13 protein-coding genes are annotated in these 16,473 nt (G+C 73.6%); 8 read left to right on the top strand and 5 right to left on the bottom strand.

From position 1 onward, the window contains the following. Nucleotides 1-44 precede the first annotated feature (44 nt). The 3 genes from DEI95_RS03695 to DEI95_RS03685 are packed head-to-tail and all read left to right on the top strand — an operon-like array spanning nucleotide 45 to nucleotide 5,292. The gene (locus DEI95_RS03695) at nucleotides 45-1,589 is read left to right on the top strand and encodes a pyridoxal-dependent decarboxylase (protein ID WP_111059429.1); all 1,545 of its coding nucleotides are present in this window, start codon (nucleotides 45-47) and stop codon (nucleotides 1,587-1,589) included. Further along, the gene (locus DEI95_RS03690; RefSeq protein ID WP_111059428.1) at nucleotides 1,586-2,941 is read left to right on the top strand and encodes a lysine N(6)-hydroxylase/L-ornithine N(5)-oxygenase family protein; all 1,356 of its coding nucleotides are present in this window, start codon (nucleotides 1,586-1,588) and stop codon (nucleotides 2,939-2,941) included. The genes DEI95_RS03695 and DEI95_RS03690 overlap by 4 nt, the downstream gene beginning before the upstream one ends. After that, on the top strand, nucleotides 2,938-5,292 hold the full coding sequence (locus DEI95_RS03685; protein ID WP_111059427.1) for a GNAT family N-acetyltransferase: 2,355 nt from the start codon (nucleotides 2,938-2,940) through the stop codon (nucleotides 5,290-5,292). Before DEI95_RS03690 ends, DEI95_RS03685 begins: the two co-directional genes overlap by 4 nt. A 70-nt stretch (nucleotides 5,293-5,362) precedes the next feature. Here DEI95_RS03685 and DEI95_RS03680 read toward each other — a convergent pair whose 3' ends face one another. From DEI95_RS03680 to DEI95_RS03665, 4 genes are all read right to left on the bottom strand, one after another. After that, nucleotides 5,363-5,998: a pyridoxal 5'-phosphate synthase gene (locus DEI95_RS03680; protein ID WP_110889239.1), complete on the bottom strand. Its 636-nt coding sequence runs from the start codon at nucleotides 5,996-5,998 to the stop codon at nucleotides 5,363-5,365. Between the two features lie 64 nt (nucleotides 5,999-6,062). Further along, a complete protein-coding gene (locus DEI95_RS03675) occupies nucleotides 6,063-6,929 on the bottom strand; it encodes an oxygenase MpaB family protein (RefSeq protein ID WP_181436189.1) in 867 nt (288 codons plus the stop codon). 1 nt (nucleotide 6,930) lies between these two features. Then, nucleotides 6,931-7,236 (bottom strand): hypothetical protein, encoded by a 306-nt coding sequence (locus tag DEI95_RS03670; protein ID WP_111059425.1) that lies wholly within the window; start codon nucleotides 7,234-7,236, stop codon nucleotides 6,931-6,933. Between the two features lie 298 nt (nucleotides 7,237-7,534). Beyond that, on the bottom strand, nucleotides 7,535-9,166 hold the full coding sequence (locus tag DEI95_RS03665) for a RecQ family ATP-dependent DNA helicase (RefSeq protein ID WP_111059424.1): 1,632 nt from the start codon (nucleotides 9,164-9,166) through the stop codon (nucleotides 7,535-7,537). 230 nt (nucleotides 9,167-9,396) lie between these two features. Here DEI95_RS03665 and sucC point away from each other — a divergent pair, with 230 nt between their 5' ends. The 5 genes from sucC (at nucleotide 9,397) to purH (ending at nucleotide 16,012) form a co-directional block, all read left to right on the top strand. Then, nucleotides 9,397-10,566 carry an ADP-forming succinate--CoA ligase subunit beta gene (gene sucC / locus DEI95_RS03660; protein WP_111059423.1) on the top strand — a complete coding sequence of 390 codons (1,170 nt, stop codon included), beginning with the start codon at nucleotides 9,397-9,399 and terminating at the stop codon, nucleotides 10,564-10,566. Nucleotides 10,567-10,580: 14 nt separating this feature from the next. Continuing rightward, complete coding sequence (gene sucD, locus DEI95_RS03655; protein WP_110824176.1) at nucleotides 10,581-11,468, top strand: succinate--CoA ligase subunit alpha; 888 nt, start codon at nucleotides 10,581-10,583, stop codon at nucleotides 11,466-11,468. Nucleotides 11,469-11,556: 88 nt separating this feature from the next. Beyond that, nucleotides 11,557-13,668 carry a DUF6350 family protein gene (locus tag DEI95_RS03650; RefSeq protein ID WP_111059422.1) on the top strand — a complete coding sequence of 704 codons (2,112 nt, stop codon included), beginning with the start codon at nucleotides 11,557-11,559 and terminating at the stop codon, nucleotides 13,666-13,668. Between the two features lie 122 nt (nucleotides 13,669-13,790). Further along, the gene (gene purN / locus DEI95_RS03645; RefSeq protein ID WP_110889233.1) at nucleotides 13,791-14,384 is read left to right on the top strand and encodes a phosphoribosylglycinamide formyltransferase; all 594 of its coding nucleotides are present in this window, start codon (nucleotides 13,791-13,793) and stop codon (nucleotides 14,382-14,384) included. After that, nucleotides 14,381-16,012 carry a bifunctional phosphoribosylaminoimidazolecarboxamide formyltransferase/IMP cyclohydrolase gene (gene purH / locus DEI95_RS03640; RefSeq protein ID WP_110824173.1) on the top strand — a complete coding sequence of 544 codons (1,632 nt, stop codon included), beginning with the start codon at nucleotides 14,381-14,383 and terminating at the stop codon, nucleotides 16,010-16,012. The genes purN and purH overlap by 4 nt, the downstream gene beginning before the upstream one ends. A 99-nt stretch (nucleotides 16,013-16,111) precedes the next feature. Here purH and DEI95_RS16895 read toward each other — a convergent pair whose 3' ends face one another. Further along, nucleotides 16,112-16,240: a hypothetical protein gene (locus tag DEI95_RS16895; RefSeq protein ID WP_258365820.1), complete on the bottom strand. Its 129-nt coding sequence runs from the start codon at nucleotides 16,238-16,240 to the stop codon at nucleotides 16,112-16,114. Nucleotides 16,241-16,473: the final 233 nt, after the last annotated feature.

Here is a 16,473-nt window from a genome sequence, read left to right as displayed (position 1 = left end):
CGGACGGGTGACAGGGGGAGCAGGTGAGGTCAGCCTCACCTAACATGACCCCGCTCGACACGACTCCGCTCGACACGACTCCGCTCGACCTGATCAGTCCCGAGACGGCGCAGCGCTACCGGCAGGCCGTGGGCGCGACCGTCGACCGACTCGCCGACCGCATCGCCGTCGCCGAGGTCCCGACGACCGACACCCCCGCGGTGGACCTCCACCAGCGCGTCGCCACGGTCGACCTCGACGGAGCGGCACTCGGCACGGAGCGTGCGCTCGCCGAACTCGACGACCTGTTCGTCCGCGAGGCCGTCTGGTTCCACACGCCCGGGTACCTCGCGCACCTCAACTGCCCGGTCGCCCTGCCCGCGGTCGCCGCGGAGGCCGTGCTCGCCGCCGTCAACCCCTCGGTCGACACGTGGGACCAGTCGCGCATCGGGACCGACATCGAGCGGCACGTGGTCGACTGGCTGGCCCGACGGATCGGCTTCCCGGCGGGTGATGGGATCTTCACGTCGGGCGGGTCGCAGTCCAACCTGCAGGCCCTCCTCCTGGCGCGGGAGGCCGCGACGGCCGCGTCGGCGACGGTCGCCGCCCCCGCCGCGTCCGCGACGGCTGCCTCCGTGATGGCCGCCCCCGCCCCCGCGCTCGCCGACCTCGCCGTGTTCGCCACCGCGGAGACGCACTTCAGCGTGCGCAAGTCCGCCCGCCTGCTCGGCCTGCCCGACGCCGCGGTCGTCGACGTCGAGACCGACACGTCCGGCCGGATGCTCCCGTCCGCACTGGCCCTCGCGATCGCCGACGCCCGTGCCGACGGTCGCACCCCGATGGCCGTCGTCGCCACGGCCGGCACCACCGACCGCGGGGTCATCGACCCGCTCGCGCCGATCGCGGACGTGTGCGACCTCGAGGGCGTGTGGCTGCACGTCGACGCCGCCTACGGGTGCGGCCTGCTCGTGTCCCCGACGCGACGGCACCTGCTCGACGGCATCGAGCGTGCCCGCAGCGTCACGACCGACCTGCACAAGTCCTTCTTCCAGCCGGTGTCGTCGAGCGTGCTCGTGGTGCGCGACCCGGCGGACCTGCGCCGGGCCTCCTGGCACGCGGACTACCTCAACCCGGAGGACGCGACCGAACCGAACCAGGTCGACAAGTCACTGCAGACCACCCGCCGGTTCGACGCGCTGAAGCTCTGGGCGACGCTCCGCGCCTCCGGAGCGGAGGCGATCGGGCGGGCCTTCGACGCCGTCGTCGACCTGGCCGCCGACACGCACACGCTCGTGCAGGCCGACCCGGACCTCGTCCTCGTGGCGCCGACGCAGCTGAGCACGGTCCTGTTCCGCTGGCAGCCGGCGGGGGTCACCGACGAGGAGTCGGACGCGATGGTGGCACCGCTCCGCGCGGCGCTCCTGGCCGAGGGACGGGTGCTCATCGCGAAGACCGTGGTCGACGGGCGGCCGTGCAACAAGCTGACCCTGCTCAACCCGGCGACGACGACCGAGCAGATGCGGGCCTCCCTCGACCACGTGGTGGCCACGGCGGAGCGCCTGCGCGCGGCGTCGACCCGGCCGACCGTGACCGGCGGAGCCGCACGATGACCGCCGTCGACGCGACCGCCACCGCCACGACCCGGGTGCACGACGTCGTCGGCATCGGCATCGGCCCGTTCAACCTCGGGCTCGCCTGCCTGACCGACCCGATCGACGACCTCGACGCCGTGTTCCTCGACGCGCGTGACGGCTTCGCCTGGCACCACGGCATGATGCTCGACGACGCGACGATCCAGGTGCCGTTCCTCGCCGACCTCGTCACGATGGCCGACCCGACCTCGTCGTTCTCGTTCCTGGCCTGGCTCAAGGAGACCGGTCGGCTCTACCCCTTCTTCATCCGCGAGGACTTCCACCCCCTCCGCAGCGAGTACGACGCCTACTGCCGCTGGGCCGCCGACCGGCTCGACACCCTCCGCTGGGGACGCCGGGTGGTCGCGGTCGAGCACGACGCCGCGCAGGACCTGTTCACCGTGCACGCCGAGACGGCGGACGGTGCCGAGACGTACCGGGCCCGGCACGTCGTGGTCGGCGTCGGGACCGAGCCGTCGGTGCCCGCCGCGCTCCGCGACCTGGACGGCCCGGTGCTGCACTCGGCTGACTACCTGCCGAACCGGGACGCCCTCCGTGGCGCCGGGTCCGTCGCGGTGATCGGCAGCGGCCAGTCCGCCGCCGAGGTCTACCGCGACCTCCTCGAGGGCATCCGCGACGGCGGGTACCGCCTGGACTGGATCACCCGGTCGCCGCGGTTCTTCCCGATGGAGGACACGAAGCTCACCCTCGAGATGACGAGTCCGGAGTACACCGACCACTTCCACGCGCTGCCCGAGCACGTCCGGGACCGCCTCGGCCGCGAGCAACGCGGGCTGTACAAGGGCATCAGCGCGGACCTGGTCGGCGAGGTCTACGACGCGCTGTACCGGATCAGCGCCAGGGGTCCGGTCCCGACGACGCTGCGCACCGAGACGAGCGTCACCGCCGCCGACTGGGACGCCGACCGGGGCGTGTACCGGCTGACACTCCGGCACGAGCAGCTCGGCGAGACGTACGAGCACGAGGTCGAGCGCCTGGTCCTCGCCACCGGGTACGCGCCGCGGCCGCCGCGGTTCCTCGACCCGGTCGCGCACCTCGTGGCGCGCGACGCCCGGGGTCGGCTCGCCGTCGCCCGCGACCACCACGTGGACACCCTCGGCGGTCGGATCTGGGTGCAGAACGCCGAGGAGCACACGCACGGCCTGACCGCACCGGACCTCGGCATGGGGGCGTGGCGGAACGCGTCGATCATCCGGTCCGTCACGGGGCGCGAGGTCTACGGCCTGGAGGCCCGGATCGCCTTCCAGGAGTTCGGTCTGCCCGCCTCGGTCCGCGCCGAGCGCGCCGAGCGCGCGGAGGTGCGCGCATGAGCGCGGTCCAGCACGACCGGACCGGTCTGGCGGAGGTGCCGCCGGGCCTCCTGTCCGTGGTGCCGGTGGACCCGGAGCGGGACGCGATCCGCGTGCAGTCGTGGCTCGCGGCTCCGCCGTCGTCGTGGTGGGGCATGCAGCACGCCGACGTCGACGGCGTGCGGACGTACCTGACCGCGGTGCAGGCCGACCCGGCGCAGGACGGCTGGCTCGTGCTGCGCGACGGGGTGCCGTGCGCGTACGCCGAGACCTACGACCCGGCGACGGTCCTGCTCGTCGACGTCTGGGACGCACGTCCCGGAGACATCGGCATGCACCTGCTCGTCGCCCCGCCTCCCGTGGCAGGCCGGGTGCACGGACTCACCAGTGCCGTGATGCGCGCCGTGGTCGAGCACTGCCGGGACGCCCTCGGTGCCCGGCGCGTGGTCGTCGAGCCGGACGTGCGGAACACCGCGGTGCAGGCGAAGAACACCGAGGTCGGGTTCCGGGCGCTCCGCGAGGTCGACGTCGACGGCAAGCGCGCGCTGCTCTCGGTGCTCGACACCGCATCGATCGGCGTGCCCGACGACGACGGCCCGGCCGCGCACCTCCGGCCCGAGCACCTGGCGGTCGCGCAACGACACCTGGTGGCGAAGGCCGTGGCGGAGTTCACGCATGAGCGACTCGTCACACCGCGACCGGACGGCGACGGGTGGCTGCTCGACACCGGCGGCTCGCGCTACCGCTTCCGGGCACGGCAGCACCAGCTCGAGCACTGGTCCGTCGACGAGCGCACCCTGACGCGGGAGTCCGCCTCGGCCGACCCCGTGCCGCTGCCGCTCGACGCGCAGGACCTCGTGCTGGAACTGCGCGACGTGCTCGGGATCCCGGACGCCCTGCTCGGCACGTACCTGGAGGAGGTCGCCTCGACGCTCGCGAGCGCGGCCGCCAAGCACCGCCGCGGCGGACCGTCGGCCCGACAGCTCGCCCGCGGCCGACGGGACGGGGACGTCGTCGCTGGGTTCCAGGACGTCGAGGCGGCGATGACCGAGGGGCACCCGGCGTTCGTCGCCGCGAACGGGCGGATCGGGTTCGGCCTGGACGAGTACCGGGCGTACGCACCGGAGTCCGGCGGCCGCTTCCGCATCCGGTGGCTCGCCGCCCGTCGGGCGCACACCTCCCTGACGCTCGCCGAGGACCGGACCGAGGCGGAGCACTGGGCCGCGGAACTCGGGGCCGACACGGTCGCCGAGCACCGCCGGACGCTCACCCGCCGCGGCCTGGACCCCGACGACTTCGTCTGGCTGCCGGTGCACCCCTGGCAGTGGCAGCACCGCATCGCCGTGACGTTCGCGCCCGACCTCGGCCGGCAGGACCTCGTCGACCTCGGGGAGGGTCCGGACCTGTTCCAGCCGCAGCAGTCCATCCGCACCGCCTTCGACCGGAGCCACCCCGAGCGCTCGTACGTGAAGACGGCGCTCGCGGTGCAGAACATGGGGTTCCTGCGGGGCATGTCCCCGGCGTACATGCGCTCGACCCCAGCGGTGAACGACTGGGTCGCGTCGCTCGTGGCGGCCGACACCACCCTGCGGGACGCCGGGTTCCGGGTGCTGCGCGAACACGCGGCGATCGGGTACACCGGCGATGCGTACCACCGGGTGGACGTCGCCTCGCCGCAGCGGAAGATGCTCGCGGCGCTGTGGCGGGAGAGCCCGGTGCCCCGGACGGCTCCCGGGGAGCGGCTCATGACGATGGCGGCACTGCTGCACCGGGACGCCGACGGGCGTGCGGTCGCCGCCGAGCTCGTGCGTGCCTCCGGGCTGGACGCGGCGACGTGGGTGCGGCGCTTCCTCGACGCGTACCTGCGGCCGGTCGTGCACTGCCTGACCGTGCACGACCTGGCGTTCATGCCGCACGGCGAGAACCTGGTGCTCGTCCTGCGCGACGGGGCCGTGACCGGCGCGTTCATGAAGGACATCGGCGAGGAGGTCGTGGTCCTCGGGGAGCACGACGACCGTCCGGTGCCCGAGGACATCCGCCGCATCGTGCACCCGGTCGACGACGACGAGGCGGCGCTCGCCGTGTTCACCGACGTGTTCGACGGGGTGCTGCGCTTCCTGGCAGCGGTGCTCGACGACGACGGGGTCCTGCCCGGGGACGCCTTCTGGCGGCTCGTCGCCGAGTGCGTCGACCGGCACGCGGCGGAGCACCCGGACCGTCGGCGTCCGCTCGACCTGCGGGTGCCGACGTTCGAGCACTCCTGCCTGAACCGGCTGCAGCTGCGCAACACGCTCGCGATGGTCGACCTGGCGGACCAGTCGTCCTCGCTCATCCGGGCGGGGGCGATGCCGAACCCCATCGGGCGGGGCTGATCCGCCCCGTCGCCGCACGCTCGCGACCCATCGGCGGTGCCGGGGCGGGGCGCCTCTCGCGGGCGCGGCGCTACGGCTGGAGGCGGGTCGCCGACCAGGCGCCGTGGGCGTGCGCGTACTGCAGGCGGCGGTGCATCCGGTCGCGGCTGCCGTGCCAGAACTCGACGAGGTCCGGCTCGAGCCGCCACGCGACCCACCCCGCCGGGCGCGGCACGTCGTCGTCGGACTCGTCGAGGAGCACGTTCGCGTCGTCGATCAGGTCCTGCAGCGTCCGGGGCTCGAGCACCGCGGACTGGTCGGCGACGGCCGTGGCGGCGCGCGACTTCGGCGACCGGTCGGCGAAGAGCGCGTCGGACTCCGCGTCGGAGAGCTGCACGGCGCGGCCCTCGAAGCGGAGCTGCTGCATCGTCTCGCGCCAGTACACCTGCAGGGCGGCGTGCGGGTTCTCCGCGAGCTGCCGTCCCTTCGGGCTGAGCGTCGAGGTGCCGAACACCAGGCCGCGGTCGTCGATCCGCTTGACGTCGACCGTCCGGGCACCGACGCGGCCGTCCGCACCGGCGGTGGCCAGCGTCATCGAGAGCGGCTCGGACACCTCGTGCTCGCCGGCCTGGTCGAGCCAGGTGCGGGCGAGGTCGAGCGGGTCCGCGGGCGGCGCGTCGAACTCGGGCAGGAGCAGGGAGTCGTCACCGGACAGGGAGGAGGACATGGCCCCACTCAACCGTGGTCGGCGCGGGGACGTCCAGGCTCGCGGGGGACGGACACCCGATCGCTCAGTGGTGCGCGTGCCGGGCCGCGGTGCGGTGCATCCCGTGCAGCAGGAGGACCCGCGGCAGGCGCAGCAGGGGCCCGGGCACGACGGCGCGGACCGCCCGGATGCCGGCGAGGGTGCGTCGCCAGCGTCGTTCCTCGCGGGGTCCCCACGCGAAGCCGTAGTCGTCGCGCACGGCGTCCGGCAGCATGCCGACGGTGACGATCCGCACGAGGGGCATCGCGGAACGGACCCAGAGCGGTGCCGCCCGGGGGTGCAGGAGGTCCCGGACGACACTGCGGGCGTCGTCCGTCACCCGGAGGGTCCCGAGCGTCTCGGTCCAGTACGCCTCGAACGCGGCGACCGACGTCGGCCAGCGGTCCGCTGGCACCCGGAGCGCGGTGGCGATCGGCGCGTAGGCCCGGAGGACCGCCTCCGCCCGCTCGGCGTCGACCGGGGTGCCGAGCAACCGGTGCGTCCGGATCGCGGAGTCGTACAGCGTCGCGGCCACCCACAGCTGTCGGTCGACCTCGTTCGCTCCCGCGACCGGCCGGTGTGCGTGCTCGACGAACGACCGCGCCACGGCGGCGTCCCGCGCGGTGCCGGTGACCACCGCGTACACGTACATGAGGGTGTGGGCCAGCCGCTGCTGCGGTCGCTCCGCGAAGTCGGAGTGCCGACGGACGCCCGCGGCGACGACCGGGTCGGCGATCTGCAGCAGGATCGCGCGGCCGCCCGCGATGACCGGCGTGCTGTCGGCGATGAAGCGGCGGAGCGCGCGGTCCCGGTGGCCGGGCCGGTCGCGGTCGCGGTCGCGGTCGTGGCCAGGGGACGGACGGGAGCGGCCGCGCACGTCGTGCGCCGGGCCTCCCGTCCGTCGACCGGTCACGTCAGAGGGGCTTCGTGCCCAGGTCGCCGCCGAGGTCCGGACGGTCGTCGCCGTGCTCCCAGAGGTCCGGCGATCCCTCGCGCGGCGCCCCACCGGTCGGGCCGTCGTCGGTGCCGTCGCCGAGCTGCGGCTCGACGGTCTCGCCGGCGACCGCGTCGTTCGTCACGGTCTCGAGCGCATCCTCGGCGTCGTCGGTCTCGTACGCGCCGACGTACTCGCGGTCCACGTCGTCGGCGCGGCCCTCGTCGGCGGAGTCGCTGACGCCGTCGCTGAACTCGTCGCCTGGGGTGATGCCGGGGTCGGACATGTGTCGCTCCTGTCGATCGTGTTGCGTGCTCGTGCGGTGGCCGTCGTGCGCCGACGCGGCCCCACCGGTCCTTGCTACCCGGGTGCCGGTGGGAACGTCCGTGGTGCCCGGGGGACGGCCGGTCATGCCCAGGCGGACAGCGGCCGCCCGGGCCGGGTTCGCCTGCCGTTCACCTGCGGGCCACCACGAGGTCATCCCCGCGGTGTCTACTGCGTGTGCTCGGGGGAGTGGAGCGCGGTCGCCGACGGGTGGTCGAGCGACCGCGCCTTCCCCCGCCGCACCGTCCGCCGCACGTGCCTCAGACGCGCTCGAGCAGGTGCCGCTCGGTCACGTCGGCGAGGGCCAGCGTCCGGTACCCGGCGGACTCGAAGAACACCGTCAACCGGTCGTCCTCGGTGCTCATGACCGTGCCCCGGCCCCACTCGGCGTGCTCGACCGGTGCGTCCGGCGGCCACTCGGCGTCGTGCGAACCGTCCGCCCCGTGCGCGTCGGTGTCGATCGCGGTGCCCGCCGAGCACGTGTCGCAGTTGCCGCACGGCTCGGGGAGTTCGTCGCCGAAGTACCCGAGCAGGAACTGCCGACGGCAGCCGGTCGTCTCGGCGAAGCGGCGCATCATCTCGATGCGCGACTCCTCCACCCGCTCCCGCTCCTTCGCGTGCGCCTTGGCGAGCTCGACCGCGGCGTCCGCGTCGGCGGGGCCATCCGGGACACGGCGGAGTCCGTCGGCGGCGTCGGACAGCGCGCCGGCGTCCACCAGGGCGTTGGCGACGCGGGAGGCGGTGCGGGCGGCGAGTCCGGAACGCTCGACGACCTCCGACCGGGGCAGGACCCCGTCCTCGGGCACCGCGTCGAAGACCGCCCGGAGCGACGCGGGCCGGGGCGATCCGGAGGCGAAGAACCGGCGGAGCCCGAGGTCCTCGGAGCGGTAGTGCAGTGTCGCGAGGCCGACGTCGCCGTCCCGTCCGGCCCGGCCGACCTCCTGGTAGTAGGCGTCGACGGACTCGGGGACGTCGGCGTGCACGACGAAGCGCACGTCCGGCTTGTCGATGCCCATGCCGAAGGCGCTGGTCGCGACGACGACGTCGAGGGCGCCGTCGAGGAACTCGTGGTGCACGTGTTCGCGGTCCCGCACGCGCAGGCCCGCGTGGTACGCCTTGGCGCGGCGACCGCGCTCGACGAGTTCGTCGGCGTAGAGCATGGTCTCGGCACGGGTGGCGACGTACACGATCCCCGCGCCCTCGAGCCCGACCACCTGGGCGACGACCGCGTCACGCTTCTCGTCGGCGTCACTGTGCCGCTGGACCTCGAAGCGCAGGTTCGGGCGGTCGAAGCCCGTCGCGACGACGAGCGGGTCGCGCATCCCGAGCCGCTCGACGATCTCGTTGCGGACGGGAGTCGAACCGGTCGCCGTCATCGCGAGCACCGGAGGACGTCCGAGCCGCTCGATGACCTCGCCGAGCACCAGGTAGTCCGGGCGGAAGTCATGGCCCCAGCTCGAGACGCAGTGCGCCTCGTCCACCGTGACCAGCGCGACCCCGGCCTCCCGCAGCCGGTCGACGACCTCGTCCTTGGCGAGCTGCTCCGGGGCGAGGAAGACGTAGCGGGCCGCCCCGGACGCGACGGCGTCCCACGCGTCCTCGAGCTCGCGGTGCGCCCGGGTCGCGTTGATCGTCACCGCGCGGGGTGCGTCCGGGTGGTCCTCGATCCCCACGACCTGGTCCTCCTGCAGGGCCACGAGGGGCGAGACCACGACGACGGGGCCGTCCAGGGCGAGGGCGGCGACCTGGTAGATCGCGGACTTGCCGGAACCGGTCGGCATGAGGGCGAGGGCGTCACGGCCCTCGAGGACGGCGTCGACCACGGTCTCCTGCGCGTCGCGGAGTTCCCAACCGAAGACCTCGGCGGTACGGGTACGGAGTTCGTTCTGCACCCGATCGACGGTGCACGATCCGGCCTGGTCGGTCGCCCGGAGACGGCGTACCCCGGACGACAGGGGTCGGCGGCGGCGCGGGCAGCGCGTTCTCCACCGGGGCACCGCGCGTCCACCTGCCAGCGCTAGGCTCGGTCGCGGCCGTTGTCTCGACATCGAGCGACCCTCGATGTGGAGGCGCGACCGGACACCGATGCCGATCGCACGAACCGTGCGGGAAGAAGAACAGCGTGGATCTTTTCGAGTACCAGGCCAGGGACCTCTTCGAGTCCTACGGCGTCCCCGTCCTCCAGGGGATCATCGCCGACACCCCCGAGCAGGCGAAGGCGGCTGCCGAGCAGATCGGCGGCGTCGTGGTCGTCAAGGCGCAGGTGAAGGTCGGTGGCCGTGGCAAGGCCGGCGGCGTCAAGGTCGCGAAGACCCCGGACGAGGCGTTCGAGCACGCGCAGGCGATCCTCGGCCTCGACATCAAGGGCCACACCGTGCAGCGCGTCATGGTCGCGCAGGGTGCCGACATCGCCGAGGAGTTCTACTTCTCGGTGCTGCTCGACCGGGCGAACCGCTCCTACCTGTCGCTCACCAGCGTCGAGGGCGGCATGGAGATCGAGCAGCTCGCGGTGGAGAAGCCCGAGGCGCTCGCGCGCGTCGAGGTGAACCCGCTCACGGGCATCAACAAGGAGGCCGCGCTCGACATCGCGCGCCAGGCGAACTTCCCAACCGAGCTCCAGGACCAGGTCGCGGACGTCTTCGTGAAGCTCTACGACGTGTTCGCCGGCGAGGACGCCACCCTCGTCGAGGTGAACCCGCTCGTCCGCACCGGCGACGGGCAGATCCTCGCCCTCGACGGCAAGGTCTCCCTCGACGAGAACGCCGACTTCCGCCACGAGGGGCACGCGCAGCTCGAGGACACCGCGAGCGAGGACCCGCTCGAGGCCAAGGCGAAGCAGCACGGCCTCAACTACGTGAAGCTCGACGGCCAGGTCGGCGTCATCGGCAACGGCGCCGGGCTCGTCATGTCGACGCTCGACGTCGTCGCCTACGCCGGTGAGCGCCACGGTGGTGTGAAGCCCGCCAACTTCCTCGACATCGGCGGCGGCGCCTCGGCCGAGGTGATGGCCAACGGCCTCGACGTCATCCTCGGCGACCCGCAGGTGAAGAGCGTCTTCGTGAACGTCTTCGGCGGCATCACCGCCTGCGACGCCGTCGCGAACGGCATCGTCGCCGCGCTCGGCATCCTCGGCGACGCGGCCACCAAGCCGCTCGTCGTCCGCCTGGACGGCAACAACGTGGACGAGGGCCGACGGATCCTGGCGGAGGCAGCGCACCCGCTCGTCACCGTCGCCGCGACCATGGACGATGCGGCCGAGAAGGCCGCCGAGCTCGCCGCGGCCGCGGCGTAAGGAGCACCAGAGCAATGTCGATCTTCCTCAACAAGGACTCCAAGGTCATCGTCCAGGGCATCACGGGCGGTGAGGGCACGAAGCACACCGCCCTCATGCTCAAGGCCGGGACGCAGGTCGTCGGCGGTGTCAACGCCCGCAAGGCCGGCACGACCGTCACACACGGCGACGTCGAGCTCCCCGTCTTCGGCTCGGTGCGCGAAGCCATCGACACCACCGGTGCCGACGTCTCGATCGTCTTCGTCCCGCCGGCGTTCGCGAAGGACGCCGTGATGGAGGCCGTCGACGCCGAGATCCCCCTCGTCGTCGTCATCACCGAGGGCATCCCGGTGCAGGACGCCGCGGTGTTCTGGGCGCACGCGAAGGCGCTCGGTGGGAAGACCCGGATCATCGGGCCGAACTGCCCCGGCATCATCACCCCGGGGGAGTCGCTCGTCGGCATCACCCCGGCGACGATCACCGGCAAGGGCCCGATCGGCCTCGTCTCGAAGTCCGGCACCCTGACCTACCAGATGATGTACGAGCTGCGCGACCTGGGCTTCTCGACCGCCATCGGCATCGGCGGCGACCCGGTCATCGGGACGACGCACATCGACGCGCTCGCCGCGTTCGAGGCCGACCCGGAGACCGAGGCCATCGTGATGATCGGTGAGATCGGCGGCGACGCCGAGGAGCGCGCCGCTGACTACATCAAGGCCAACGTCACGAAGCCGGTCGTCGGGTACGTCGCGGGCTTCACGGCGCCGGAGGGCAAGACGATGGGCCACGCCGGCGCGATCGTGTCCGGTTCCGCCGGCACCGCCGAGGCGAAGAAGCAGGCGCTCGAGGCGGCCGGCGTCAAGGTCGGCAAGACGCCGTCCGAGACGGCCGCGCTGCTGCGCGAGGTCATCGCCGCGCGCTGACGCGCGCTCCTGTCGGACGGGAGGCTCGGTGCGGGACCCGCGCCGAGCCTCCCGTCCTGCGCGGGGTCGGGCACGTATCCTCGCTGCGATGAACCGCCTCGGAACCGCCCTCCTCGCCGTGATCGAAGCGATCGTGACGGTCGGCGTCGGCGTGGGCGTCGCCCTCGTGCCGCTCACCCTGCTGTGGGCGTTCGAGTACGGACTCCAGGTCGACTGGAGCGTCTTCTGGACCGCGGCGGGCAACGTCTGGCTCATCGGTCACGGCGTGGACGTCACGTTCACGCTCGGCTCCGCGGCGGCGGAGGCCACCGGTCTCCCCGGGGCGTCCGCACCGATCGTCGTCACCCTCGCGGCCCTCGGGTTCGCCGTCGTCACGGCGTGGCTCGGCGGCCGGGCTGGACGCCGGTTCGCCGAGACGGAGCACCGCGTCACCGGGGTCCTGGTCGGCACCGCGGCGGTCGCCGCCCTCGGCCTGCTGGTCGCCCTCACCGCGACCACGAGCGCCACCCACCCGGTGATCTGGCAGGCCGTCGTGCTGCCCGCGCTCTGGTTCGGCGTCCCGGCCGTCGTCACGGCCGAGGTCTGCCGGCGTCGGCGTGGCCAGGCGGCCGATCCGCTGACCCTCCGGGTGGTGGACCTGGTCGGCCGCATCCCGGCGCTCTGGCGCGGCGTCGTCGGCTTCGGTCTGCGCGCCGGCACCGTCGCGACCGCGTGCGTCGTGGCGGTCGCCGGCATCCTGGTCGGGTTCGCGCTCCTCGGCTCCTTCGCCGAGGTCATCACGCTCTACGAACGGTCGCACGCCGGTGTCGTCGGCGGCATCGCCATGACCGTCGGCCAGCTCGCGTTCGTCCCGGACCTGGTCGGGTGGGCCACGGCGTGGCTCGTCGGCCCGGGCTTCGCGATCGGCGCCGGATCGTCGGTGTCGCCCCTCGGGACGGTGCTCGGCCCGCTCCCGGCCGTGCCGCTGCTCGGGGCGCTGCCGACGTCGGGACACACGTTCGGCCTGGTCTGGATCCTGGTGCCCGTCGTGGCGGGCTTCGTCACCGGTGGACTGCTGCGTCCGCGGCTCGTCCGTGCGCTAGGGTCCGCCGACTCGGCCCTGTACCGGGCGCTCGGCGGAGTCGTGACCGGGCTGGTCGCCGGTGTCCTGACCGGTGTCGTCACCGGGCTCACCGCGGGGTCGGCGGGGCCGGGGCGCCTGGCCGTCGTCGGCCCGGACGCCCTGGTGGTCGGTGCCGTCGCCGCACTCGAGGTCGGTGTCCCCGCGATCATCGCGCTCGCGATCGGCAGTGACCTGGTGCGCCTGCCGGAGCGCTCCTGGATCGGTGAGCGCTGGCACGAGGTCGAGGACGACGTCGCCACCGCGGACGCGAGCGCCGACCACGGGTCGCTCATCGCCGCCCTCGACCACGCGGGCGCCGGCCGGACCACCGACGTGCACCGGTTCTCGGTGGACGAGGTGCACGACCCGGTGACGCACGCCAGCACGGACTCGCATGCCAGCACGGACTCGGGTGCAGCTCCCCGCGCGAGCGCCGACCTCGACCGTGGCGGCGAGACGCTGACGTCCGACCGTGTGGCGGGCGACGACCAGCCCGGACGCGGCGACGACCGGCCCGGACGCGGTGCGGACGGGGCGGAGCACGGCCGGGATGACACGGGCCTCCCGGCTGCGCCGGACGCGGCGCCGTCCCAGACCGAGGCCGCGCACGCCGAGGCCACCGACGTCGACCTGCCGGACTGGGCGCGGACGGACGCTGTCGCATCCGAGCGTCTGGACGACCACGCGGGCGCTGCCGCCGGGCCGCGCACGCGAGCCGGCGGCGCCGTCGACAGCGTCCGGGCACGCCTCCGTGCCGCTGCCACCGGTGCCCGCGACCGGGCCGGGGACCTGCGCGAGCGGGCCGGCGACCTGCGAGACCGCGCGGACGCCTTGCGGCACCGCCCCGGCGGTGCCGTCCCACCCACGACCGACGCCGCACCTGCACCGTCGGGCTCCGCGGGCCCCGTCCCGCCGCGGACCGACGAGCAGCCGGCCTTCCCCTGGAGCACGGAGGAGTTCGTGGCCGGGCGGGACGACGTGGACCCGGAGCCCCCCGCGCGTCCGGCGCCCCGTGCGGCGACCTGGGACACGACGGACCAGATCCCCGAGGACGAGCTGCCGTGGTGGCGGAGGCCGAAGGGCGACACCGACGCCTGAGCTACCGGCTCACCCTCTTCTGGGCACGCTGCGCAGGACCGAGGTCGACCGCTGCGACGACTGATCGAGGAGTGCGCCTCTGACCACCCGGTCCGGCGCGCAGCCCCGCTAGGGTTGTTCCCGTGCTCGAACTGGTCGTCCTGATCTCCGGTACCGGGTCGAACCTCCGGGCCCTGCTCGAGGCGACCCGCGATGCCGAGTACCCCGCCCGCGTCGTCGCGATCGGGGCGGACCGTGACGCCGAGGGCCTCCAGCTCGGCGAGGAGTACTCGATCCCGACCTTCACGGTGCCGTTCACGCGCTACGCGACCCGCGCCGAGTGGGGCGAGGCGCTCGCCGAGCAGATCCGCCCGTGGACGCCCGACCTGCTGGTGCTGTCCGGGCTCATGCGCCTGCTGCCGCCCGCGGTCGTGGCGGAGTTCGGACCGTCGGTCATCAACACGCACCCGGCGTACCTGCCCGAGTTCCCGGGCGCGCACGGCGTCCGTGACGCCCTGGCTGCCGGCGTGACCGAGACCGGCGCGAGCGTCATCGCCGTGGACGACGGCGTCGACAGCGGACCGATCCTGGCGCAGGAGCGCGTCCCGGTCCTGCCGCACGACACCGAGTCGACCCTGCACGACCGCATCAAGCCCGTCGAACGCCGGCTGCTCATCCAGACCGTCCTCGACATCGCCAACGGACACATCGACCTGAAGGGCACCACCCCCGCATGAGCGTGCACGCCGCCGACCCCAGCCTGTACCGCGACCGGGACGTCGTGCCCGTGCGTCGCGCCCTCATCTCGGTGAGCGACAAGTCCGGGCTGCTCGAGCTCGCCGGCGCTCTCGCCGACGCGGGTGTCGAGCTCGTGTCCACGGGCTCCACCGCGCAGACCATCCGCGACGCCGGGTACGCCGTCACCGACGTCGCGAGCGTCACGGGCTTCCCGGAGTCGCTCGACGGCCGCGTGAAGACCCTGCACCCAGCCGTGCACGCGGGGCTGCTCGCCGACCTCCGGCTCGAGTCGCACGAGCAGCAGCTCACCGACCTCGGGATCGCGCCGTTCGAGCTCGTCGTCGTGAACCTGTACCCGTTCGTCGAGACGGTCGCCTCGGGCGCCGACACGGCGACCGTGGTCGAGAACGTCGACATCGGCGGTCCGGCCATGGTCCGCGCGTCCGCGAAGAACCACCCGAACGTCGCGATCGTCGTCTCGCCCGCCTCCTACGCCGAGGTCGTCGAGGCCGTGCGTGCGGGCGGCACCGACCTCGCCCTCCGCAAGCGCCTCGCCGCGCAGGCCTTCGGCCACACCGCGGCGTACGACACCGCCGTCGCCGCGTACTTCGCGTCCGACGTCGTCGCCGAGCCGGTCGCGTCCGGCGCCGACGACCGGGAGGCCCCCAGCGCCTTCCCGGAGCAGCTCACGCTGACCGCGGACCGCACCGCGACGCTCCGCTACGGCGAGAACGCCCACCAGTCCGCGGCGCTGTACACGAGCGCCGACGGCACCGGGATCGCGCAGGCGACCCAGTTGCACGGCAAGGAGATGTCGTACAACAACTACGTCGACGCGGACGCAGCGGTCCGTGCCGCGTACGACTTCGCGGAGCCGGCCGTCGCGATCATCAAGCACGCCAACCCGTGCGGCATCGCGGTCGCCGCCCCCGACGCATCCGACCCGATCGCCTCCGCGCACGCCGCCGCGCACGCCTGCGACCCGCTGTCGGCGTTCGGCGGGGTCATCGCGGCGAACCGTCCGGTCACGCTGGGCATGGCCGAGACGATCGCCGACATCTTCACCGAGGTCGTCGTGGCTCCCGCGTTCGACCCCGAGGCACTCGAGGTCCTGTCCCGCAAGAAGAACATCCGCCTGCTCACGCTGCCGGGGGACTTCGCGCTCGCCGAGCGTGAGGTCAAGCAGATCTCGGGCGGCTTCCTCGTGCAGGACGCCGACCGCTTCACCGGGTTCGACCAGTCCGCGTGGACCCTGGTCTCCGGCGAGCCGGCCGACGAGCAGACCCTCGCCGACCTGGCCTTCGCGTGGAAGGCCAGCCGTGCGGTGAAGTCGAACGCGATCCTGCTCGCGAACCAGGGCGCGAGCGTCGGGGTCGGCATGGGGCAGGTGAACCGCGTCGACTCGTGCCACCTCGCCGTGAACCGCGCTGGGGACCGCGCTGCCGGTTCGGTCGCCGCGTCGGACGCGTTCTTCCCGTTCGCCGACGGCTTGCAGGTCCTGCTCGACGCCGGGGTGCGTGCGGTCGCCCAGCCGGGCGGCAGCGTCCGGGACGACGAGGTCATCGCGGCCGCGACGGCAGCCGGCGTCACGATGTACTTCACGGGCGAGCGGCACTTCTTCCACTGAGCGCCGATCCGTCGGCCACGGCGGCGACGGGGCGGAGGAACACGCGTTGCTGGTTGCGCGCTGGGAGTCGCTGCCGATAGTCTGCAGGGCTCTGCGGCCTCAGCCGACGACTGCTCCACGGGTCGGCGGCACCGCGGACACGACGGTGACGAAGACGACGACTGGAGTGACGATGGACACGACGACCGGCACCACGGCAACGGGGGCCCGGACGACACGGACGTCCATCAGCGGGACCGCTCCCGACGCACGACGCGCCCGTCGCGCCGTCGCGTCGTCCCCGTCCGCGGGGGCACCCGTCGTCCCGGCGACGCCGACCGCGTAGAGCCGCCTCCCGCACCCGCCGGGCCGGATCCGGCCCAGCCCGACCGAGCGCCAGGGACACGTGTCCCCGTCGCCTCCGACCGGATGCCGATCCGGCCCACCGACGGACGCCGTCCCGACGGCGACGACCGCGGCAC

The organism is Curtobacterium sp. MCBD17_008 (genome assembly GCF_003234475.1).
Taxonomy (GTDB): Bacteria; Actinomycetota; Actinomycetes; order Actinomycetales; family Microbacteriaceae; genus Curtobacterium.
This window is presented reverse-complemented; position numbering and strand designations above follow the sequence as displayed.